The sequence below is a fragment of the Microbacterium sp. SORGH_AS_0969 genome, from assembly GCF_030818255.1.
Taxonomy (GTDB): domain Bacteria; phylum Actinomycetota; class Actinomycetes; order Actinomycetales; family Microbacteriaceae; genus Microbacterium.
In genome coordinates this window covers 1,794,902-1,816,151 of sequence record NZ_JAUTAG010000001.1, presented here as the reverse complement: position 1 = coordinate 1,816,151, position 21,250 = coordinate 1,794,902, and the positions used below count along the sequence as shown (strand labels likewise).

Genomic DNA, 21,250 nt, shown 5'->3' with positions numbered 1-21,250 from the left:
GGATAGCCGCCACCCAATGTAGCTAGATAAGCTAGCTACATGAACGAACGCATGGTCGGGCGCCGCTGGGCGGGGCTCGTCTTCATCAGCATCGCCGTCTCGCTGATCATCGTCGACTCGACGATCGTCAACGTGGCCGTCCCCTCGATCGTCGAGGATCTCGGGATCTCGTCGACCGAGGTGCAGTGGGTCCAAGAGGCCTACACCCTCGTGTTCGCCTCCTTCCTTCTCGTCTTCGGCAGCCTCGCCGACCGGTTCGGCCGACGACGCCTCATGCTCATCGGCGTCGTCGTCTTCGCCCTCGCCTCGATCGCGGCATCCCTCGCCCCCACCGGCGGAGCCCTCATCGCGGCGCGGCTCGTACAGGGCGTCGGCGGGTCGATGATCCTGCCGACCACCCTGTCGCTGATCAACGCGACCTTCCGCGGGAAGGAACGCGGCATCGCCTTCGCCGTGTGGGGATCGACGATCGGCGGAATGGCGGCCGTCGGGCCCCTGCTCGGCGGGTGGCTGACGACCGCCTTCTCGTGGCGGTGGGCGTTCGGCATCAACATCCCGCTCGGCGTCGTGATCGTGATCGGCGTCCTGCTGACGGTCGCCGAGTCGCGCAGCGAGCAGCGCGCGGCGATCGACGGCGTCGGCGCCCTGCTCTCGGTGCTCACGATGGCCCCGCTCGTGTTCGCTCTCATCGAGGGGCGCACGTACGGCTGGTGGACGGTCGACGCCGTCCCGACGATCGGTGCGTGGATGTGGCCCCTCGAGCTCTCGCCCGTCCCGATCGCTTTTGCGGTCGCGGCGATCGCCTTGGTGGCCTTCATCGCGTGGGGCGTCGGGCGCCAGCGGCGGGGCCTGTCGACCCTGCTGGCGTTCGACCTGTTCCGCATCGGGTCGTTCCGCAACGGCAACATCGCGGCGGCGGTGGTGTCGCTCGGCGAGTTCGGCATCATCCTCGCGCTGCCGCTGTGGCTGCAGTTCGTCGTCGGCTTCGACGCCCTGCAGACGGGGCTCCTCCTCCTCTCGCTCGCGATCGGCTCGTTCGTCGCGAGCGGGGTCGCGGGAGCCCTCAGCGGCAAGGTCGCCCCCGTGTGGGTCGTGCGCGGCGGCCTGCTCGCCGAGATCGTGGGCGTCGCGGGTGTCGCCCTGACGATCGGACCGGGTGCCACCTGGGGACCGCTCATCCCCTTCCTCTTCGTCTACGGTCTCGGGGTGGGTCTCGCCACGGCACAGCTCACCGGCGTGGTCCTCGCCGACGTCCCACCCGCGGCGAGCGGCCAGGCGTCCGGCACGCAGTCGACCTCGCGCCAGCTGGGAGCGGCCCTCGGCGTCGCGATCCTCGGCACGGTCCTGTTCTCGACCACCGCGGGGGTGCTCGCGGGCTCGCTCGACGATCGCGGGCTTCCCGCCGCGCAGCGCGACCAGGTCGTCTCGCAGGTCGTCGACAGCGCGGGGGCGGCGATCGCGGGGCTCGGGCAGTCACCCGCGACCCAGGACGTCGCCGCGGACGCGCGCGCGGCGTTCAGCGACGGAACGCGGGCCGCGGCGTTCACGGCCGCGGGCTTCCTGACGCTGGGGCTCGTGTCGACGGTGACGTTGGGAAGGCGGAGGGAGGAGCGGTAGGGCACGCGCTGTCCGACCGGACAGCCACCGCCTTCGTCGCGACGACGGCCGGATGCGAGCGTGCGCATCGTCGGCGAGGTAGTCCTCCTGAGCCGGGTCAAGCGCCACCCGATGGGAGTTCGGGGAACCGCGCCCGCAGGTCCGCGAAGGCCTGGCGGTATCCATCGCGGCCGTGCACGTGGGCCAGGCACACGACGACCTCCAACACCGCCACGAGCGAATCCGCGTGAGCCGTGAAGAACAGGGCGGGGATCGCCCAGTCCTGAGCGAACACGGGACCTGCACCCTCGAGCGGCATCGGCACGATGGTGCGGGGCGCGTTCGTTCGCCGATACAGGGCCCAGCACTCTCCGGGATCGTCGAACGGCGTCGGCACGGGTTCGTCACGGCGGAGCGCAGCGAAGGCCGGGGCGAACTCCGACAGTCTGTTCAGCCCCGATACGTCCGCGCATCGAAGGGCGGCCCACGCCGCGATGCGACGGTGGACGGTGTCATCGGCTTCGGCCAGGGCGAATTCGAGGTCAGGGTCGAGTTTCATGAGGGTGCCCGACCACAGGCCTTGGTCGAGGGTTGCGCGAAGGCGTTCGTTCGGAACGCGATCTCCCCATCGCTCGCGTGCCCGATTCTCACGCTCCGCGGCCTCGCGGAGATCGTCCTCCTCTTGCTCCTGCGGGGTCAGGGTGCGACGGGCGCGATGCCAGTACGCGGCCTCGCTGCTCGTTTGCCGCAGAATTCTGGCGGCGCACGGTGGCTGCGGCCAGAACTGCAGCAGGTAGGAGTCCTCCCCCTCTTCTCCGCGATGCGCTTCGTCGAAGCCCCGAGCACAGTAGCGAACACGGTAGTCGCCCGCCGGAAGAGGAAAGCGATACTCCTTGTCGTCCATGAGGCCCAGAAGGTACGCCTCATCGTGCGTGGTCGTGAAGGAGACCTCCACAGCCTCCTCCCAGTGGGATGCGAGAGAGGGTTCGGACTCGTGCAGCTCGATGCGGAACGGCACCCATCCGGTGTGCGTTCCGACCTGCAGTTCCAGGAGACCAGGGATACCGGCTCCACACAGGCCGTTGCTCTCATCCGCCCACGGCGCGCCGAGATCGCTGCGATCGACGGACTCGTCGGTGACCACGGATGCCGACCCGTAGCTCACCGTCATAGAGGGATTCTCAAGCAGGATCTGCATCCCTGAACGCTACCGCCCGCAGCCCGCGCGCACCCTCGCCTCTACCGCGGGTCGAGCTGAACTCGCCGACGCCGAGGACGAGATCGTGCTGCATACGGCCGGCGTCGTGCCCGCGATCGGCGTCGGCGCGGCGACAGCCCCGGGTCCCGCACCCGAACCCACGCCGATCGGCTCCTTCGTCCGTGTCGAACTCGACCTCGCCTCACCCGCATGGCGGGCGGCGCTCGATCGCGCCACCGCGTCGGGGCTCCGTCTCGACGTGAGTTTCGTGCGTACCTCTGCCCCCGGGCTGTTCGAAGCGGTTCGCGCCCTGCGTGGTCTTCACGTACGCACGGTCGGCGCCTTCGCCGGCGACGGACCCGAGAAACACCTGTCGGATGCCACGACCGTCGCCGCGCTGCGCGAGGCGCTGCGCGAGGAAGGGCTCGACCTCCCCGTCGTCGGCGGGGCGCGCACGCACTTCACCGAGCTGAACCGCGGACACGACCTGCTCCCCGACGACCTCGACGGCGTCGGCTTCGCCGTGACCCCGCTGTTCCACTCGCGCGCCCGAGCTCGCGGCGTGGACGGTGGCGAGCCTCGCCGCGCTGACGACACCGGGCATCGCGTCGGTGGCGTTCTTCGAGGAGTGGGGGCCCGTGGCATCCGGTCATCCGACGGCGCGCCGTACCCCGTGGCGGAAGCGCTCGGCGTGCTCGCGGGCCTCGCGGGTGTCCCGGTCGAGGTCGGTGGCAGCGCTCGTCCGCCTCTCGGCGCAGCGGAATACTCCCCTGGACGGATGTGCCCGGCGGGTGAGATTGCGAGCATCGAAGGGTGAGCGACACCCCGAAGAGCAATGCCGTCCGACCCGGGAAACGCCGACGCCGGCGGTACGTGATGGGCGCGGTGGCCGCCGTCGTGCTGGTCCTCGGCGGCGGGGCCGCGTGGGGCGCATACGAGTACGGCCCGCGTTTCGGCTTCTACCTGGTGCCGCCCACCCCCGAGCGGTACGCCGAGATCGTCGTCGACCGCCTCGACACCGGCTACTACGCGACCGGACCCGAGTGGACCGCGGCGCGGGCCGAGCTGCTGCATGCGGCGCCCTCGGCCCGGAGCGCCGAGGAGCTCTACCCCCTGATCGACGCGGCCACCCGCGCGGCGGGCGGGAAGCACTCGAGCTTCCAGCCTCCGGCTGAGATGCCCGGCGTCGAGGAGGTCACCTCGGCCCTCCCGGCGGTGTCGGCGGCCGACGGCGTGGGCGTCGTGACCCTTCCCGAGCTGGTCGACCCCGACGAGCGGGCGCAGCAGGACTACTCCGACGTCGTCGCGACCGGGATCGCCGCTCACGCCGACGAGGTGTGCGGATGGATCGTCGACGTGCGCGGAAACGGCGGCGGCAACATGTACCCGATGCTCTCGGGCGTCTCCGCGCTGCTGCCCGACGGCCCGGCCCTCTCGTTCCGCACGCGGAGCGGCGACGCGACCACCGTTACCGTGCAAGACGACGGCGTGGGGCTCGAGGGCCAGACCGTGGTCGCGGTGAGCTCGCGCGGGAAGATCACCGGCGTTCCCGTGGCGATGCTCCAGGATGCCGGGACCGGATCGAGCGCCGAGGCCGTCGTGGCCGCGTTCCGGGGCGTCGACGGGGTCCGTAGCTTCGGGTCGCCTACCGCCGGCTACACCTCCGCCAACCTGCCGATTCCGCTGGCGGACGGAGCGAGGATCATCCTCACCCAGAGCATCTACGTCGACCGCACCGGAACGGAGTTCCCCGAGGTCCCGATCAGCCCCGACGAGGCCGCCCCGGGCGATGCCGTCGAGGCCGCGCGCGCATGGATCGGCGCGCAGGGCTGCCGCTGACGCGAGGCCGGGGCGGCACCCACGAAACGACCTCCCCGCCGGCTGGTCACTTCGCGCGGAGTGACCACCGCCGAAACCGCACGTGTTTGCCGAGACCGCACGCTTTTGCCGCCCATTGGGTGCGGCTTCGTCAAACGAATGCGGTCTCGGCGCCCCCACGGGCGGGACCCCGCCCGCGCGCCGCACGCACCGGCGGGGCGGGGTCGATCAGATCGTGCGCGCGAAGGGATCGAAGTCGCGGGGCACGACGGGGACGGGAGCCGCGAGCGTGCTCTCGACGGTCGTGAAGGCCGCGTTCTCGATCGACTCCTCGGCCGACAGCATGATGTCGAGCACGTGGTAGCCGAGCTCGCCGGTCGCGACGTGCGGACGGTCCTCGGCGATTGCGCGGACCATGTCGAGCAGCCCCAGGCCGCGGCCGACGACCACGCCCTCCTGCTCGACATCGATCCAGGGCTGGTCGAACCGGGCGCCGTCGCGCAGCACGCCGAGCGGCTTGACATAGCGCGTCGGCCCCTCGAAGCGGTTGGGGTCGGGCAGCACGATCGTGCCCTCGGTGCCGTGGATCTCGAGCACGCCGTGGCGCTCGAGCGCCGAGTCGAAGCTGAACTGGCCCTGGGCCTGCTGACCACTCTCGAACGCCGCGAGTAGCTGCACCGTGGTGGGCACCTCGACGTCGAAGAACGTGCCCTCGTCGGGACCGGCGTGGATCTCGCGCCGCGCCTGGGGCTTCGCGCCGAGGGCGGCGACCCGGTCCACCGGACCGAGCAGGCTCACCAGTGCGGTCAGGTAGTACGGGCCCATATCGAGCAGGGGGCCGGCGCCGCGCGCGAAGAGGAACTGCGGTCCCGGATGCCAGAGGTCGGGACCCTGCGTCTGGAACGACGCCTGCGCGAACACGGGCTGGCCGATCACGCCGTCGAGGATCGCGCGCTTGGCGGACTGGAATCCCGGGCCGAGCACGGTGTCGGGCGCGGAGCCGATGCGCAGGCCCGCCGCCTCGGCGTCGCGCAGGAGCTGCGCGGCGCCGACGCGATCCAGGCCGAGCGGCTTCTCCGTCCAGACGTGCTTGCCCGCGGCGATCGCGGCGGACGAGACCTCGACGTGGACAGCGGGGATCGTGAGGTTGACGACGACCTGGATGTCGGGATTGCCGAGCACCTCGTCGGCGGTGCCCCACGAGGCCACGCCGTACTTCTCGGCCTTGGCGCGGGCGCGCTCCGTGTCGATGTCGCCGACCGCGAGCACCGTCACGTCGGGGAACGACGTGAGGTTCTCGAGGTAGGTGTCGCTGATGACGCCGGCACCGATGATGCCGACTCCCACGGGGGCGCTCACGCGGCGAGACCCTTCTCGAGGAGGAACGCGTAGCTGGCGGCGATGTCGTCGAACACGTCACCGGGAGCCTGGTCGTACTCGATGACCGCGTACTTCACGTCGGAGGCGACCTGCATCGCCTCGACGAGGGGTACCTGGCCCTCGCCGGGACGACGCTGGTCGAGCTGTCGCGTGGCACTGCGGTCGGCATCCGGAGCGAAGGGGTTGGGCACCGGGACGATGCCGTCCTTGACGTGCACCGCCACCAGGCGCGAACCGAGACGCTGCACGAGGGCCGGCACGTCCTGGCCGCCGGTCAGCGCCCAGAACAGGTCGAGCTCGATCGCGACGCGCTCGTCGGTCAGCGACACGAAGTGCTCGAAGCCGCTCTTGCCGTCGACGTCGATGAGGAACTCCTGCGCGTGGTTGTGGTACCCGACGTTCAGGCCGAAGGTGGCGGCGACGTCGGCCGCCTTGTTGAGGCGCTCGGCGATGTCGGCGATCCCGTCGGCGGTCACCCAGCGCGCGGGGTCGACGAAGGGGTCGATCACGGTCGAGATGCCGATCTCGGCAGCGGCCTCGAAGACCACCTCGGGAGCGGGGGTGGGAATGGAGCCGTCGGGCGTCCACAGCTCGTCCGAGAGCAGCGGGGCGTGTCCGGTCGGGGCGGCCAGGCCACTGGCATCCAGAGCCGCGCGGATCTCGGCGGGGCGGCGCACGAAGTCGAACGCCTCGACGTTGCGGAGGCCGATCGCGGCGAGGCGGTCGAGCGACCCGCCCGGGTCGGCGGTGAATTCTGCGGCCAGCGTGTAGAGCTGGACGGAAGGGAGAGGGAGCGACATCGGACCTTTCCTTGCTCGTCGTCGAGGGCGCCATGGGGGGCGCCGAGGGCATTGCGGGAACGCTACCACAAAACCGACCACTGGTTGCTTTTATCTCCCCTACACTGACGGGGTGACCAGCGACGACGAGGCCGAGGCTCCCGCGAGTGAGGGCGACGACCGCCTCGGGCGCTCGGGCGCGTATACGAAAGGCGTCGCGCGACGACAGGAGATCCTCGACCGCGCGATCCACGTCTTCGCCGAGCGCGGGGCCGAGGGGGCGTCGCTCCGGAGCATCGCGCGAGCGCTCGGCGTCTCGCACGCGGCCCTCCTGCACTACTTCGACTCGCGCGAGCAGTTACTCGTCGCGGTCTACGACCACGCGTCCAAGTCGACGCCCGCCGCCCCCGATGCGACCGCGCTGTCGTCGCTCACCGACTCCGCCGAGAACAACACCTCGGTGCCAGGCCTCGTCGAGCTGTACACGACGCTCGTCGCCGCCTCGCTGAAAGAAGACAGCGCCACCGCTCGCGAGTACTTCACCGACCGCTTCGCCCGCCTGCGCGAAGAACTCGCCGATCGCCTCCGCGCCGAGCAGGCCGACGGCCGCGTCCGCGCCGACTGCGACCCCGACCAGGTAGCCGCGCTGTTGATCGCGGCCTCCGACGGTCTGCAGGTGCAGTGGCTGCTCGAACCGTCGATCCCCCTCGCCGACGTGCTCGGCGCTCTCGGCGGGCTGTTGGCGCCGCCGCGGTGAGCGTCGAGCCCGACGCATCGATCGCGCGACCGGACGCCGCCGCCGGGCTCAGCCGACCAGGCTGACCTGTCGCTGAGCCACCTCGCGCGCGTAGACGTCGGCGCTCGGCTTCTTCGTGCGCTCGAGGGTGTCGCGATCGACGGCGACGAGCCCGAGCTTGGGGCCGTAGCCGAAGATCCACTCGAAGTTGTCCATCAGCGTCCAGTGGCAGTACCCCCGCACCGGAGTCCCCGCCGCGATCTCGGCATCCAGAGCCTCCAGTGCCGCGGGGAGGAATGCCGCCCGCTGCGCGTCGTCGTCCGTCTGGATGCCGTGCTCGGTCACCATCACCGGAACGCCCGACACCTCGTGGGCGTAGCGCACCGCGCCGGCCAGCGCCGCGGGCTCGATGACCGTGCCCATTCCGTTGCGCGGCCCGTCGAGCTCGACCTCGCCGTCGGGACCGTGCACGATCCGTTCGTAGTTCTGCACCCCGATGAAGTCGTCGTCGCGGGCGACGCGCAGCCAGTGGTCGTAGACAGCCGCACGCTTGGCGTCTCGGTGCGCTTCGCCGCCGGGCAGGGCGACCTCGTCGCAGATCGCGATCGACACCCCGGTCGGCAGGTCGGCGCGCTCGGCCTTGATCGCCGCGACCGCGGCGCGGTGCGCGCGGGTGAGCGCGACCTCGAAGTCGTCCTGGCGATCCGCGGGGATCACGTTCGAGGCGAAGAACTGCGCCGTTCCCGTGTCGCGCGCTGCCGCGGCGAGCATCTCGCGCTTGAGCACCTCGACCTGCGGCGCGAGCTTGTTCCCCGCCTGCAGCAGCTGCTCGAGATTGGGCTCGTTGATCGTCACCGCGGTATGGATACGGTCACCGAAGCGGCGCATGACCCGCGAGCACTGCGCAGCGAAGAGCCGATCGGCATCCGGAGCCAACCAGGAACCGGCCGCGGAGAACCACTGGGGCGCAGAGAAATGATTGAAGGTGACGACCGGAGCGAGACCGCGCTCGAGGGCGCCGTCGATCACGCGTTCGTAGTGGTCGAGGGCGTCGACGACGATCTCTCCGCGCGCGGGTTCGATGCGCGCCCACTCGATCGAGAAGCGGAACGCGTTCATCCCGAGCGAGGCGACGAGATCGAGATCCTCCTCCCAGCGGGTGAGGTGGGCGTTGGCGATGCCGCTTCGCTCGCGGAAGATCGTGGGCGTCGTGTTCTCGAGCGTCCAGATGTCGCTGTGGACGTTGTCGCCCTCGTTCTGGTGGCCGGCGATGGCGACACCCCAGAGGAAATCGGTCGTCATGTCAACGTGCTCCCTTGATGAAGAGGATGACCAGTCCACCGAGCACGGCGGAAACGGCACCGGCGATGAACAGTGCCGCGAAGTTCGGGCCCGCAGGACCCGCACCGATCGCCAGGAGAACCGGGGCGACGGCCGCGACGATCGTGACGGGCAGGTTGTCGGCGATCTTGATGATCGCGAGATCTTTCGCCGGGTTGTCGATGTCGGGCACGAGGCGGGTGGCGAGTGCGAGCTCCACAGCGAAGTAGACGCCCTGGCCGAGCGCGACGATGCCGCAGGCCACGAGGTAGAAGCCGAAGTCGGTGGCGGTGGATGCCACGACCAGTCCGACTCCGAGGATGATCGCGGCCGCGATGATGAAGGGCTTGCGGCGGTCGAGGCGGTCGCTGAGCTTGCCGATCGCGGGAGCGACCAGCAGCGAGATGCCGACGTTGACGATCACCGTGAGCAGGATCGCTCCCCCGAGGTCGGCGGGTTGCAGGTGCACGCGCTGAAGCAGGTAGATCGCCTGGTAGCCGTTGAGAGCGGCGACGCCCGAGAACACGAGCATGCGGCTGGCGAACACGGCGGCGAAACGGGGGTGGCGCACGGGGTTCACCCAGAAGACGCCGACGAGGCCCTTGAGGTCGAAGCGCTCGCGGGGCTGGTCGAACTGCGGGTCGCGCAGCACGACGAACAGCAGGCCGACCGCGATGACGGCGAACACCGTGGGCAGACCGACGAGGGGGACGAGCTCGGCGCCGAACGGCTGCGAGATGCCGATGCCGACGAGAGCGCCCATCGCGGTGCTCAGGCTCACGAAGGCCGAAGCGGGTCCGCGACGGTCACGCGGAAGCTGGTCGGCGATGAGCGCCGTGGTGACCACACCCGTGGCGACGAAGCCCAGGGTGATCAGGAGGTGAGCTGCGACGAACAACGGCACGTTGGGGGCCGCGATGAGCAGAGCCCCGCCCGCGAGGAACGCCGCGAGGGCGACGAGGAGGAAGGGGCGACGGCGCCCGAAGCGCGAGCGCGAACGGTCGCTGAGCGCGCCGAGCACGGGGAGGGCGACGAGCGTCAGGATGCCGGCGATGGCGCTCGAGACGGAGATGATCGTCGTCGCGGCGGCGGCATCGAGGGCGGTCGCCTTGAGCGTCAGTGTGAGCAGGGCAGCCGACATCTGGGCGGCGCCCGCGCCGACGGCGGCGAGCACGAGGAAGAACACGAAACCGCGGCGCGGTGACGCCTCACGGCGGAACGCTTCGGTGGGGGTGGGCTCGTCGCCGCGGACGGGTTTGGGGGCGCCGGCCGACATGGCGGGCGGTTCTGCGGAGAGGGTCATTTCGTGGCTCCTTTGCCGTGGACGGGTGTCCGGTGTCGTCGTCGATCACCCGGGTGAGTCGGGATGCGAGGACGGTAACACCGAAAATATGAAAGGTGCAATATTTTCGGCGAAAACTGTTACGGTGACTCCATGTCCGGACCACGGGGCCCCTACCGCAAGAGCGCGGAACGGCAATCGCAGATCCTCGACGCCGCCTTCCAGGTGTTCTCCCGATCCGGGTACAGCGCCAGCTCGGTGAACGAGATCGCCGCCGCCGTGGGCGTCACGCAGACCGCCGTCCTGCACCATTTCTCGGGCGGCAAGATCGCCCTCTTGCGCGCCGTCCTCGAACAGCGCGACCGCAGTGCCGAGCTCGAACTCGAGGGACTCGACGGTCGACGATTCCTGACCGAGCTGCTCGAGATCTCACGTCAGCAGGTGGGTCAGCGCGGCGTCGTACAGCTGTACACGATGCTCGCGGCCGAGGCCGTCGATCCGGCGCATCCCGCCCACGACTACTTCGCGCAGCGGTTCCTGCGCATCGCCGACGCCGTCGAGGCAGCTTTCCGCGCGGTCGGCGACGAGGGCGGCCTGCGCCCGGGTGTCGACCCGCGCCGTGCCGCGCTGTCGACGATGGCCTCCGTCGAAGGCGCGCAGCTCTTGTGGCTCAGCGGCCTCGACATCGACTTCGTCGAAGAGAGCCGCCGCACGATCAACGGCTTCCTCGTCGACCCGATCTGATCCCTCTCCCCTCACACTTCGCGAAGGAGCGACATGAGCGTTCGCGTGCGCCCGGTGACGATCGAGCATCACCGCCACCCCCTCGGTATCGGCGAGAGCCGACCCCGCCTCTCGTGGGTGACCGACACCGTCGAGGCGGGGTGGACCCAACAGGCCTACGAGCTCGAGCTCTTCAGCGACGACGATCCGGATGCCGTGTCGTCAGGCCGCGTCGAGTCGATCGAGTCGGTGCTCGTCGCGTGGCCGTGGGAACCGCTCGAGAGCCGTGCCCGCGCCCGAGTGCGCGTGCGCGTGTGGGGTTCCGACGAGGGCCCCTCCGCGTGGAGCGAACCGACCGCCCTCGAGACGGGCCTGCTCGACTCGGAGCTGTGGATTGCCCGCGCCGTCGCGCCACTCGTCGACGAACCCGGCGACGACGGCGAGCCCGCTTTCCTGCTGCGCGGCCACGTCCACCTCGACTCCCCCGTCGTGCGGGCGCGGCTGCGAGCCACCGCGCACGGCGTCATGACGCTGAGCATCAACGGACGCCCGGTCGGAGACGATGTGCTGCACCCCGGGTGGACGAGCTACCACCGGCGCCTGCGCTACCGCACGTGGGACGTCACCGACCTCGTGAACACCGGCGATAACGTCGTCGGCGTGCACCTCGCCGACGGCTGGTGGCGCGGATTCCTCGGGTTCGCCGGCCTCCGCGACGTCTACGGCTCGCGCACGGCCGCCTTCGTTCAGCTCGAGACCGAGCACGCCGATGGAACGCTCCGCGTCACCGGCTCCGACGAGACCTGGCGGTGGACCGCGGGAGCGGTCACCCGCGCCGACCTCTACATGGGCGAGACCTTCGACGCCCGCCGAGACATCGCCGGGTGGGATACGCCCGCGGTCTCGGCGGAGACCTGGGCGCCCGTCGAGCTCGTCGACCTCGACACCGCCGCGCTCGTCGCCCCGACCGGTCCGCCCGTCGTGCGCGCGGACGCGATCCGGCCGGTCGAGATCTCGACCTCTCCGAGCGGCAGGACGCTCGTCGACTTCGGTCAGAACCTCGTCGGTCGCCTGCGCCTCCGCGTACCTGCGGCGCCCGCCGGCACGACCGTACGGGTGCGGCACGCGGAGGTGCTCGAGAACGGCGAGCTCGGGGTGCGACCGCTGCGCCGAGCGAGAGCCACCGACGAGTTCATCAGCGCGGGCGCGGCTCGCGAGTGGGAGCCGTCGTTCACGCTCCACGGGTTCCGTTACGCCGAGGTCGAGGGATGGCCGGGCGAGCTCACGGTCGACGATCTCGAAGCCGTCGTGATCCACACCGACCTGCGTCGGGTCGGGGAGTTCGCGGCATCCGATCCCCTCCTCGACCGACTGCACGAGAACGTCGTGTGGGGCATGCGAGGCAACTTCGTCGATGTGCCCACGGACTGTCCGCAGCGCGACGAGCGCCTGGGGTGGACGGGCGACCTGCAGGTCTTCGCCCCCGCCGCGTCGTACCTGTACGACACCGCCGGCATGCTCACCGGCTGGCTCGCCGACCTCGCGGCCGATCAGCACCCCGACGGCAATGTGCCCGTGTACGTCCCGTGGGCCGACGTCGACCCGCACCTGCCCCCGCTCGGCGCCGAGGCAGGGTGGGGCGACGCGGCGACCGTCGTGCCGTGGGTGCTGTACGAGAGGTACGGCGACGAGGGCATCGTCGACGCGCAGTGGGCCTCGATGACAGCCTGGGTCGATGCTTTCGCGCGGCGCGCGGGCACGGAACTCGACTTCGCGAGCGGTGGCTTCTCGTTCGGCGACTGGCTGGATGCCGCTGCCCCCGACGATGCTCCGTGGGCGGCGCGCCTGCCCTGGCAGGCGGTGGCGACCGCATACCTCGCACGGTCCGCGCGAATCGTGCGCGATGCGGCGCGACTGCGCGGCGACGCCGAGGCCGAGCTCCGCTACGGCGCCCTGGCGGATCACGCTGCCGAGCGGTATCGCACGGAATTCGTCACCCCGTCGGGACGGGCCGCCTTCCCCTCGCAGACGGCGTACGCCCTCGGCATCCGGTTCGATCTGCTCTCCCCCACCCAGCTCAGCCACGCCGGCGAGCTGCTCGCCGCGCAGGTGGCCGCCGACGGGTTCCGCATCGGGTCGGGCTTTCTCGGCACGCCGCTCGTGTGCGACGCCCTCGTCGACACGGCACAGGATGCCACCGCGTGGAAGCTTCTGCTGCAGCGGGAGTGCCCGTCATGGCTGTACGCGGTGACGATGGGCGCGACCACGATCTGGGAGCGTTGGAACTCGATGCTCCCCGACGGATCGATCAACCCGGGCGACATGACCTCGTTCAACCACTATGCGTTCGGGGCCGTCGCTGACTTCCTGCACCGCCGCGTCGCGGGACTCGCGCCGGCTGCTGCGGGGTATCGGCGCCTTCTCGTCGCCCCCGTCCCGACCCCCGAGCTGGAGTGGGTACGGGCCTCGCACGACACGCCCTACGGGCGTGCGGCGATCTCGTGGACGCTCGAGGACGGGACGTTCTCGCTCGAGCTCGCGGTCCCGGCGTCGTCGACCGCCGAGATCCACCTCCCCGACGGGTCGGAGCCGTTCGAGGTCGCCACCGGCGTGCACCGTTTCAGGTGTCGGTGGGAGCAGGGAGCGGTCGCTCAGGCGGCAGCGGCGTTCGCGCACGATCCGGCCTGACGCCCCCGGCGGCTCCTCGCCGCGCCACGTCTTCGGCGACTCGCTCGAGGAGCACCGTCTCGGGCCGGGCCGGGCTCTCGGCGCGGATGGCGAGGACTTCCGCCGGGGCGATGTCGTCGATCTCGATGTAGGCCAGGCCGGCGCGCCCGTAGTGGGTCGCCGCCGACGCGGTCGCGATGTTGACCCCGACGCCCGCGACGCAGAACTCCATGAGCCCCTCGACCCCGTCGGCGACGGCGGTGACGCGCGGCGTCGACCCGTCGGGCCGGGGGTCGACGAGCCACCACGCCCGTGCCGCGTTGCGGGCGGTGACCGGCACGACGAACCCGAGATCGTTCGTCTCGTCGATCGACACGTGCGAGCGCGCGGCGAGCGGGTGGTCGTCGCGAAGGACCAGGACCCGGGGCTCGGTGGCCAACGTCGTGCTCACCAGGCGGGGGTTCTCAGGCGCCGGGCCGAGTGTGAGGGCGAGGTCGACGCTCCCATCGATCACGGCTCGTTCCACCTCGGCGAACCCCAGGCTGCGGAGTTCCAGACGCAGCTCCGGATGCCGCTGCAGCGTCTCCGCGATGATGTCGCTGGTCAGCGGGCCGGCGCCCGTCGCGACGATGCCGACCTTCAGCGGAGCCGAAGGTTCCGCTTGGGCACGCACCCACGTCTCGACGCCCGCATGAGCGGCGACGACGTTGCGCGCGAGCGGAATGAGTTCGAGCCCCGCCGGGGTCAGGTGCACGGCGCGCGGGCTGCGGACGAACAGACGCTGCCCCACCTGCGCCTCGAGACGGGCGATCTGCTGGCTGAGCGAGGGAGGGCTGATGTGCAGCTTCTCGGCGGTTCGGGCGAAGTGCAACTCGTCCGCGAGCGCGACGAAGTACGTGAGCGCGGCCGCCGAGATGTCCATGTCTTCACGCTAACGCCCGACCGACGTTAGGCACAGCCTCATGCGCGTTCGTCAGGTCGTACTGGTGAACGGGCGCGCGCGCCCGCACAGTGGGAGGGTCCGACGACGTACCCCGGAGGTTTCCCATGTCGCTCAGCGCCCTGCCCACCCAGCCCGCTCCGTACTTCCTCGGGGCCGCCGAGGGCGACAAGCTCGTGATGTTCGACCAGCTGTTCACCCTGCTGGCGACGGCGGCTCAGACCGAGCGTGAGTTCGATTCGTTCCTGACCGAGGGACGCCCCGGTCAGCCCGTGCCCGCGCACTTCCACGCCCTCACCCACGAGACCTTCTTCGTGCTCGAAGGTGCGATCCGACTCTGGGTCGACGACCAGAACGGTCACCGCGAGACCCGCATCCTCGAGGCCGGCGACTTCGGCTACGTGCCCAAGAACACGATCCACTCATACCGCATCGAACGCACCGGCAAGGTCTTCGGCGTGACGTCCGGCGGGTTCAGTGACTTCTTCCGCGCCGTGGGCCGCCCCACCGACACCGCCGGCATCCCCGAGCCCGCCGACTTCCACATCCCCGACTTCGCCGTCATGGCGGCCGAAGGAGCGCGGCACGACGTCAACTTCGTCGCCGGATACGAGTTGTTCGACTGAGCCCGTGGCATCCGAAACTCCGCGCGTCGACCGCGATCTCGTCTTCGCGACCGTCCCCGGCTTCCGCCCACTGACCCTCGACCTGCATCGCCCCGAGGGCCCGGGCCCCTTTCCCGTCGTGGTGTTCGTCCACGGCGGCGGGTGGATGGTCGGCAGTCGGCGCACGTTCTGCTTCTTCCCCGCCGACGAGACGTTCGGACGCCTCGTCGCCGAGGGCTGGGCGGTCGCCTCGGTCGACTACCGCCTCTCGGGCGAGGCGGTGTTCCCCGCGCCGCTCGACGACGTGCGCGCGGCGTTGCAGTGGGTGATCGCCGAGGCGTCGACCTACGACCTCGACCCCGACGCCGTCGCGGTGTGGGGAGAATCGGCCGGCGGGCAGCTCGCCGCCCTGCTCGCGCTCGACCCCGGCACCGCCGTCCGCGCGGCCGTCGACTGGTACGGGCCGAGCGACCTCGCCGACGTTCCTCCCGCCCCGACCCCGGCCGGTCCTCCGAGCCGCGAGGCGCGCCTCCTGGGCGTCGAGCCGACGGACGATCCGGATGCCACCCGCGCGGCCTCTCCTCTGCATCACGCGCACGCGGGGGCACCGCCGTTCCTGCTGGCCCACGGTCTCGACGACCGGGCGATCCCGCACCGGCACAGCGAGCGCCTCGCCGCCGCCCTGCGCGACGCGGGCGTCGAGGTCGAGCTCCAGCTCGTTCCCGGCGCCGGGCACATCTGGTCGGGACTCGACGACAGCGCGACGGTGATGGACCCGGCCGTGGCGTTCCTACACCGCGTGTTGGGCCGCCCGAGACGATGACCGGTGCGTCCCCGCCCAGCGTCCACGTCCGCGCCGCGTTGACCTGGTGCGCGATCTTCCCGCTCGTGACCCTGGGGTCGCTCGCCCTCGAGCCGATCGCCGGAGGCTGGCATCCGGTCCTGCGGACGTTCGTGCTCACCCTCGTCGTCGTGCCGCTCGCCGTCTACGTGGTGGTCCCGCAACTGCTGCGTGCGCAGGGAGCGTGGGCGCGACGACGTGCTCGGGGCGATGCGGGCTGACGCCTCTCGCCCACGTTCGAGAACCTGCCAGTGCCCGACCACGTCGCGGTCGACCCCGTGTGGCCGCTCGGCGACAGCGCTCCCCTCGCGTACACCGCCCTGCCGCACGCGGCCGCGACGTACCAGGTCGATTCTGCTCGGCCCCTGCACTCCTCGTGCACGGGCCTCGACCCGCGGCTCGTGTACGGCGACCTCCTCGCGCGCCTGCGTCTCGCACGGCGCAACCGCTGAGCGCCGACGACGCCGACGACGAACCCCCGGCACCCGAGAGGGCGCCGGGGGTTCTGTGCGACAGCGTCAGACGTGCGCCTCGACCCCCTGACCCGCGACCGGAACCAGCCGCGTGAGCTGCGTGACGTGGCGAGGCTCGAGCTCGGCGAGCGACGAGACGCCGAGCAGCGTCATCGTGCGCTCGATCTCGCTGCGCAGGATCGCGATGGTGCGGTCGACGCCCTGACGCCCGCCGGCCATGAGGCCGTAGAGGTACGCGCGGCCGATGAGCGTGAACTTCGCCCCCAGGGCGATGGATGCCACGATGTCGGCGCCGTTCATGATGCCGGTGTCGACCATGACGGTGGCGTCCTTGCCCACCTCGCGCACGACGTGCGGCAATAGGCGGAACGGGATCGGGGCGCGGTCGAGCTGACGCCCGCCGTGGTTCGAGAGCACGATGCCGTCGACGCCGAGGTCGACCAGGCGCGCGGCATCCTGGACGTTCTGCACGCCCTTCACCACGAGCTTCCCCGGCCACATGCCGCGGATGACATCGAGGTCCTCGTAGCTGATCGTCGGGTCCATCGCCGCGTTCAGCAGTTCACCGACGGTCCCGCCGGTCGTACTGAGCGAGGCGAACTCGAGCTTGGGCGTGGTGAGGAAGTCGATCCACCACCAGGGGCGCGGGATCGCGTTGACGATCGTGCCGACGGTCAGCTGCGGCGGGATCGAGAAACCGTTGCGCTTGTCGCGCAGACGGGCGCCGGCGATCGGGGTGTCGACCGTGAACTGCAGCGTGTCGAAACCGGCCTTGGCCGCACGCTCGACGAGGCCGTAGGAGATCTCGCGCTGCTTCATCACGTACAGCTGGAACCAGTTGCGACCGACCGGGTTCGCGGCCTTCACGCCCTCGATCGAGGTCGTCCCGAGCGTCGACAGGGTGAACGGAATGCCGGCAGCCGCCGCCGCGGAGGCGCCCGCCGTCTCGCCCTCGGTCTGCATCAGCCGCGTGAAGCCGGTGGGCGCGATGCCGAAAGGCAGGGCCGAGGGGCCGCCGAGGATCTCGCACGACGTGTCGACCTCGTTCGCGGGACGCAGGATGTCGGGGTGGAACTCGACGTCCTCGAACGCGCGGCGTGCGCGATCGAGCGACAGCTCGCCCTCGGCGGCGCCGTCGGTGTAGTCGAAGGCCGCCTTGGGAGTGCGCCGCTTCGCGATCGTGCGGAGGTCGTTGATCGTCAGCGCCGCGTCCAGGCGACGCTTACGCGCGTCGAGCTCGGGCTTCTTGAACTGCATGAGCTCGAGGAGCTCGCCGACTTTGGGGAGCTGTCGCTGCACCATGGGTGTCTCGCTTTCGTGTGGTCTGACCACAGCATAGGGCCTGACGGGGTGCCCGCGGGCCGGGTTTTCAGGAGCGGGGATCGAATCTCACCGCGGGGAAGGCGGATGCCACGCGGACGCGCAGATCCTCGAGGGACGCGTCGGTCCCGAAGCAGCCGAGGGCACGCGCCTGGACGAGGACGTTGCCGAGAGCCGTCGCCTCGACCGGCCCCGCGAGGACCGGCAGTCCGCTGCGATCCGCCGTCGCCTGGCACAGCAGCGCGTTGAGCGCGCCACCACCGACGAGGTGCACCACGTCGATCTCGCGCCCCGCGAGCTCGCCCGCCGTGCGCAGCGTCCGCGCGAAGGCATTGGCGATGCTCTCGACGATGACCCGCGCGAAGGCTGCCCGCTCGTCGGGGCCGGGTTCCGGCATCCCGAGCAGGGCCGCGATGCGCGCCGGCATGTCGCCCGGAGCGGCGAGCGAAGCGTCGTCGGCGTCGAACAGCCGTTCGGGCACCGGCTCCGCCGAGGCGGCGGCCAGCAGCGCGGGCAAGTCGACCGGCGCGCCATCGCGCTCCGACCACGCGCGCACCGTCTCGCTCAGCAGCCAGAGCCCGGTGACGTTGTGGAGGAATCGCACGCGCCCGTCGACGCCGCCCTCGTTCGTGAAGTTCGCCGTGCGGGCGGCATCCGTCACGATCGGCTCCGCGACCTCGAGCCCCACGAGACCCCAGGTGCCGCACGAGATGTAAGCCGCGTCGGGCGATGAGAGCGGAACCGCCACGATCGCCGACGCCGTGTCGTGCGAGCCGACCGCGATCACCGGGACATCGCTCAGCCCCCGCGCGCGCCCGATGGTCTCCCCGGGATCGACCAGCGGCGGCAGGACACGCGGAGGGATGCCGAGCGCCTCGGCGAGCGCGAGATCCCACTGCCGCGTGCGCGCGTCGAGGAGTCCCGTGGTCGAGGCGTTCGTGCGTTCGGCGACGCGCCGCCCGGTGAGCCGCTCCGCGAGGAGGTCGGGGATGAGCAGGCTCGTCTCCGCCTCGGCCACGAAGGCGTCGGCCGCGTACTGGTACACCGTGTTGAACGGCAGGAACTGCAGACCGTTGCGACGGTACAACTCCTCGAACGGGACGATGCCGTGCACCGCGTCGACCCCGCGCGCCGTGCGTTCGTCGCGGTAGTGGAACGGCTCGGCGACGAGCCCTCCGTCGCGCGAGAGGAGCCCGTAGTCCACGGCCCACGAGTCGATGCCGACGCTCTCGATGCCGGGTTCGCGACGGAGCGCCTCGGCGAGGCCCTCGCGGACGTGATTCCAGAGCGCCTCGACGTCCCAGTGCCAGCCGTCGGCCCGCTCGACCGGTCCGTTCGGGAAACGGGCGACCTGCTCGAGTTCGAGCACGTCGTCGCCGACGCGTCCGATCATCACGCGACCGCTCGTGGCGCCGAGGTCGACGGCCGCGACGGCGCGGACGGCGCCGGGCACGGCTGCGGCACCCGGTTCGGCGGCGCCGGGGTCGGCCGCCGCGGCGCCCGACGACGCCCCGCTCATCGCAGGAACGCCGCGGCGACGCCCGAGTCCACCGGGATGTGCAGGCCGGTCGTGCGCGAGAGCTCGGGGCCGGTGAGCACGTACACCGCGTCGGCGACGTTCTCGGGCACGACCTCGCGCTTGAGGATCGTGCGGTTGGCGTAGAACTGGCCGAGATCCTTCTCGTCGACGCCGTACGTCGCGGCGCGGTTGGCGCCCCACCCGGCGGCGAAGATGCCCGAGCCGCGCACGACGCCGTCTGGGTTGATGCCGTTCACGCGCACGCCGTGCTCGCCGAGCTCGACCGCGAGCAGACGCACCTGGTGCGCTTGGTCGGCCTTCGTCGCCGAGTACGCGATGTTGTTCGGGCCCGCGAACACGGAGTTCTTCGACGAGATGTAGATGACATCTCCGCCCATCCCCTGCTCGATGAGCGCCTTGGCCGCGGCCTTCGACACGAGGAACGAGCCCTTCGCCATGACGTCGTGCTGCAGGTCCCAGTCCTTCTCCGTGGTCTCGAGCAGCGGCTTCGACAGCGAGAGTCCGGCGTTGTTGACGACGAGGTCGATGCCGCCGAACGCCAGGAGCGTCGCGTCGATCGCGGCCTGCACGCCCTCGGCATCCGCGACGTTCGCCGCGACGCCGATTGCGACGTCGGTGCCGCCCAGCTCGGCGGCCGCGGCCTGCGCCTTTGCGAGGTCGAGGTCGGCGACGACGACGCACGCCCCCTCCGCGGCGAGGCGGGTCGCGATGGCCTTGCCGATTCCGGATGCCGCCCCCGTGACGAACGCGATGCGTCCCTGGTGCGTCTTGGGCTTCGGCATGCGCTGGAGCTTCGCCTCCTCGAGCGCCCAGTATTCGATGCGGAACTTCTCGGCATCCGAGATCGGCGCGTAGGTCGAGAGGGCCTCGGCGCCGCGCATGACGTTGATCGCGTTGACGTAGAACTCGCCCGCCACGCGCGCGGTCTGCTTGTTCGCGCCGTACGAGAACATGCCGACGCCCGGCACGAGCACGATGAGCGGGTCGGCGCCGCGGATCGCGGGGCTATCGGCATCCGCGTGCGCGTCGTAGTACGCCTGGTAGTCGGCGCGGTACTCCGCGTGCAGTTCCTTGAGGCGCGCGATCGCGTCCTCCACCGAGGCGTCGGCGGGGAGGTCGAGGATCAGCGGCTTGACCTTGGTGCGCAGGAAGTGATCGGGGCAGCTCGTGCCGAGCGCGGCGAGGGCGGGTGCCTTCTCGGATGCCAGGAAGTCGAGCACCACGTCGGAATCGGTGAAGTGCCCGACCATGGGCTTGTCGGTGGAGGCGAGGCCGCGGATCGTCGGGGCGAGCGCCGCCGCCTTGGCCCGACGCGCATCCTCCGGCAGGGCGGCGAAGCCATCGCGCACCCCGCCGAACGGCTCGGCCGCGCCGTGCTCGTCGATGTAGGCCTGCGCGGTGTCGATGATCCAGAGGCTGTTGCGCTCGGCTTCCTCGGAGGTGTCGCCCCACGCCGTGATGCCGTGGCCGCCCAGGATCGTGCCGATCGCCTGCGGGTTCTTCTCCTTGATCGCCGCGATGTCAAGCCCCAGCTGGAACCCGGGACGACGCCACGGCACCCACACGACCTTGTCGCCGAAGATCTTCTCCGTCAGCTCCTCGCCGTCGGCCGCGGTCGCGATCGCGATGCCCGCGTCGGGGTGCAGGTGGTCGACGTGCGCGGCATCCACGAGTCCGTGCATCGCGGTGTCGATCGAAGGCGCCGCACCGCCCTTGCCGTGGAGGCAGTAGTCGAAGGCGGCGACCATCTCGTCTTCGCGCTCGATGCCGGGGTAGACGTCGACGAGCGCGCGCATGCGGTCGAGCCGCAGCACCGCGAGCCCCTTCTCGGTCAGGGTGCCGAGGTCGCCGCCGGATCCCTTCACCCACAGCAGCTCCACCGGCTCGCCGGTGACGGGGTCGATGTCGGTGCCCTTGGCGGACGTATTGCCGCCGGCGTAGTTGGTGACCTTGGGGTCGGAGCCGAGGCGGTTGCTGCGCGCGACGAGGTCGGCGGCGGTGGAGCTGGCCATGAGAGGTGTCCTCCTGGGAG

The 21,250-nt window shown here is 71.0% G+C and carries 19 protein-coding genes; 10 read left to right on the top strand and 9 right to left on the bottom strand.

Translation table 11 applies throughout. The features are described 5' to 3' along the window. The first annotated feature begins 39 nt into the window (after positions 1-39). The gene (locus tag QE388_RS08425) at positions 40-1,617 is read left to right on the top strand and encodes a DHA2 family efflux MFS transporter permease subunit (protein WP_307384739.1); all 1,578 of its coding nucleotides are present in this window, start codon (positions 40-42) and stop codon (positions 1,615-1,617) included. A 97-nt stretch (positions 1,618-1,714) separates the two neighbouring features. Here the strand turns inward: QE388_RS08425 and QE388_RS08420 are convergent, their stop codons facing one another. Continuing rightward, the gene (locus QE388_RS08420) at positions 1,715-2,794 is read right to left on the bottom strand and encodes a hypothetical protein (RefSeq protein WP_307384737.1); all 1,080 of its coding nucleotides are present in this window, start codon (positions 2,792-2,794) and stop codon (positions 1,715-1,717) included. Between the two features lie 85 nt (positions 2,795-2,879). Between QE388_RS08420 and QE388_RS08415 the strand changes: the two genes are divergently transcribed. Beyond that, positions 2,880-3,611, top strand: a complete 732-nt coding sequence (locus tag QE388_RS08415) for a hypothetical protein (protein WP_307384736.1) — start codon at positions 2,880-2,882, stop codon at positions 3,609-3,611. Next, positions 3,608-4,633, top strand: a complete 1,026-nt coding sequence (locus tag QE388_RS08410; protein ID WP_307384735.1) for a S41 family peptidase — start codon at positions 3,608-3,610, stop codon at positions 4,631-4,633. The genes QE388_RS08415 and QE388_RS08410 overlap by 4 nt, the downstream gene beginning before the upstream one ends. Positions 4,634-4,840: 207 nt before the next feature. Here the strand turns inward: QE388_RS08410 and QE388_RS08405 are convergent, their stop codons facing one another. Continuing rightward, complete coding sequence (locus QE388_RS08405; protein WP_307384734.1) at positions 4,841-5,971, bottom strand: Gfo/Idh/MocA family protein; 1,131 nt, start codon at positions 5,969-5,971, stop codon at positions 4,841-4,843. Beyond that, entirely contained in the window at positions 5,968-6,792 is an 825-nt protein-coding gene (locus QE388_RS08400; protein WP_307384731.1) for a sugar phosphate isomerase/epimerase, read from the bottom strand. The genes QE388_RS08405 and QE388_RS08400 overlap by 4 nt, the downstream gene beginning before the upstream one ends. 112 nt (positions 6,793-6,904) lie before the next feature. Between QE388_RS08400 and QE388_RS08395 the strand changes: the two genes are divergently transcribed. Continuing rightward, entirely contained in the window at positions 6,905-7,528 is a 624-nt protein-coding gene (locus QE388_RS08395) for a TetR/AcrR family transcriptional regulator (RefSeq protein ID WP_307384730.1), read from the top strand. Between the two features lie 48 nt (positions 7,529-7,576). Here QE388_RS08395 and QE388_RS08390 read toward each other — a convergent pair whose 3' ends face one another. Together QE388_RS08390 and QE388_RS08385 are read right to left on the bottom strand one after the other, a co-directional pair. Continuing rightward, a complete protein-coding gene (locus QE388_RS08390) occupies positions 7,577-8,809 on the bottom strand; it encodes a family 1 glycosylhydrolase (RefSeq protein WP_307384729.1) in 1,233 nt (410 codons plus the stop codon). 1 nt (position 8,810) lies between these two features. Further along, positions 8,811-10,130 carry an MFS transporter gene (locus tag QE388_RS08385; RefSeq protein ID WP_307384728.1) on the bottom strand — a complete coding sequence of 440 codons (1,320 nt, stop codon included), beginning with the start codon at positions 10,128-10,130 and terminating at the stop codon, positions 8,811-8,813. A 132-nt stretch (positions 10,131-10,262) separates the two neighbouring features. Here QE388_RS08385 and QE388_RS08380 point away from each other — a divergent pair, with 132 nt between their 5' ends. After that, the gene (locus QE388_RS08380) at positions 10,263-10,853 is read left to right on the top strand and encodes a TetR/AcrR family transcriptional regulator (protein WP_307384727.1); all 591 of its coding nucleotides are present in this window, start codon (positions 10,263-10,265) and stop codon (positions 10,851-10,853) included. 33 nt (positions 10,854-10,886) lie between these two features. Further along, entirely contained in the window at positions 10,887-13,520 is a 2,634-nt protein-coding gene (locus QE388_RS08375; RefSeq protein ID WP_307384725.1) for a glycoside hydrolase family 78 protein, read from the top strand. Here the strand turns inward: QE388_RS08375 and QE388_RS08370 are convergent. Continuing rightward, positions 13,453-14,421: a LysR family transcriptional regulator gene (locus QE388_RS08370; protein ID WP_307384724.1), complete on the bottom strand. Its 969-nt coding sequence runs from the start codon at positions 14,419-14,421 to the stop codon at positions 13,453-13,455. The genes QE388_RS08375 and QE388_RS08370 overlap by 68 nt on opposite strands. 125 nt (positions 14,422-14,546) lie before the next feature. Here QE388_RS08370 and QE388_RS08365 point away from each other — a divergent pair, with 125 nt between their 5' ends. From QE388_RS08365 to QE388_RS08350, 4 genes are read left to right on the top strand one after another with little or no spacing between them, the layout of a single operon-like run. Then, complete coding sequence (locus QE388_RS08365) at positions 14,547-15,065, top strand: quercetin 2,3-dioxygenase (RefSeq protein ID WP_307384722.1); 519 nt, start codon at positions 14,547-14,549, stop codon at positions 15,063-15,065. Between the two features lie 4 nt (positions 15,066-15,069). Further along, positions 15,070-15,867, top strand: a complete 798-nt coding sequence (locus QE388_RS08360) for an alpha/beta hydrolase (protein WP_307384720.1) — start codon at positions 15,070-15,072, stop codon at positions 15,865-15,867. Further along, positions 15,864-16,106, top strand: a complete 243-nt coding sequence (locus tag QE388_RS08355) for a hypothetical protein (protein ID WP_307384718.1) — start codon at positions 15,864-15,866, stop codon at positions 16,104-16,106. The genes QE388_RS08360 and QE388_RS08355 overlap by 4 nt, the downstream gene beginning before the upstream one ends. A gap of 30 nt (positions 16,107-16,136) precedes the next feature. Beyond that, positions 16,137-16,337: a hypothetical protein gene (locus tag QE388_RS08350; RefSeq protein ID WP_307384716.1), complete on the top strand. Its 201-nt coding sequence runs from the start codon at positions 16,137-16,139 to the stop codon at positions 16,335-16,337. A gap of 66 nt (positions 16,338-16,403) precedes the next feature. Here QE388_RS08350 and QE388_RS08345 read toward each other — a convergent pair whose 3' ends face one another. From QE388_RS08345 to QE388_RS08335, 3 genes are all read right to left on the bottom strand, one after another. Next, positions 16,404-17,660 (bottom strand): alpha-hydroxy acid oxidase, encoded by a 1,257-nt coding sequence (locus QE388_RS08345; RefSeq protein ID WP_307384714.1) that lies wholly within the window; start codon positions 17,658-17,660, stop codon positions 16,404-16,406. Positions 17,661-17,727: 67 nt separating this feature from the next. Next, positions 17,728-19,197: a rhamnulokinase family protein gene (locus QE388_RS08340; RefSeq protein WP_307384712.1), complete on the bottom strand. Its 1,470-nt coding sequence runs from the start codon at positions 19,195-19,197 to the stop codon at positions 17,728-17,730. After that, complete coding sequence (locus QE388_RS08335) at positions 19,194-21,230, bottom strand: bifunctional aldolase/short-chain dehydrogenase (RefSeq protein ID WP_307384710.1); 2,037 nt, start codon at positions 21,228-21,230, stop codon at positions 19,194-19,196. Before QE388_RS08335 ends, QE388_RS08340 begins: the two co-directional genes overlap by 4 nt. Positions 21,231-21,250: the final 20 nt, after the last annotated feature.

Coding starts and splice junctions, on each gene's coding strand:
- QE388_RS08425 (WP_307384739.1), top strand. CDS start 40: ATGAACGAACGCATGGTCGGGCGCCGCTGGGCGGGGCTCGTCTTCATC.
- QE388_RS08420 (WP_307384737.1), bottom strand. CDS start 2,794: ATGCAGATCCTGCTTGAGAATCCCTCTATGACGGTGAGCTACGGGTCG.
- QE388_RS08400 (WP_307384731.1), bottom strand. CDS start 6,792: ATGTCGCTCCCTCTCCCTTCCGTCCAGCTCTACACGCTGGCCGCAGAA.
- QE388_RS08390 (WP_307384729.1), bottom strand. CDS start 8,809: ATGACGACCGATTTCCTCTGGGGTGTCGCCATCGCCGGCCACCAGAAC.
- QE388_RS08385 (WP_307384728.1), bottom strand. CDS start 10,130: ATGACCCTCTCCGCAGAACCGCCCGCCATGTCGGCCGGCGCCCCCAAA.
- QE388_RS08380 (WP_307384727.1), top strand. CDS start 10,263: ATGTCCGGACCACGGGGCCCCTACCGCAAGAGCGCGGAACGGCAATCG.
- QE388_RS08375 (WP_307384725.1), top strand. CDS start 10,887: ATGAGCGTTCGCGTGCGCCCGGTGACGATCGAGCATCACCGCCACCCC.
- QE388_RS08370 (WP_307384724.1), bottom strand. CDS start 14,421: ATGGACATCTCGGCGGCCGCGCTCACGTACTTCGTCGCGCTCGCGGAC.
- QE388_RS08365 (WP_307384722.1), top strand. CDS start 14,547: ATGTCGCTCAGCGCCCTGCCCACCCAGCCCGCTCCGTACTTCCTCGGG.
- QE388_RS08355 (WP_307384718.1), top strand. CDS start 15,864: ATGACCGGTGCGTCCCCGCCCAGCGTCCACGTCCGCGCCGCGTTGACC.
- QE388_RS08345 (WP_307384714.1), bottom strand. CDS start 17,660: ATGGTGCAGCGACAGCTCCCCAAAGTCGGCGAGCTCCTCGAGCTCATG.
- QE388_RS08340 (WP_307384712.1), bottom strand. CDS start 19,197: ATGAGCGGGGCGTCGTCGGGCGCCGCGGCGGCCGACCCCGGCGCCGCC.
- QE388_RS08335 (WP_307384710.1), bottom strand. CDS start 21,230: ATGGCCAGCTCCACCGCCGCCGACCTCGTCGCGCGCAGCAACCGCCTC.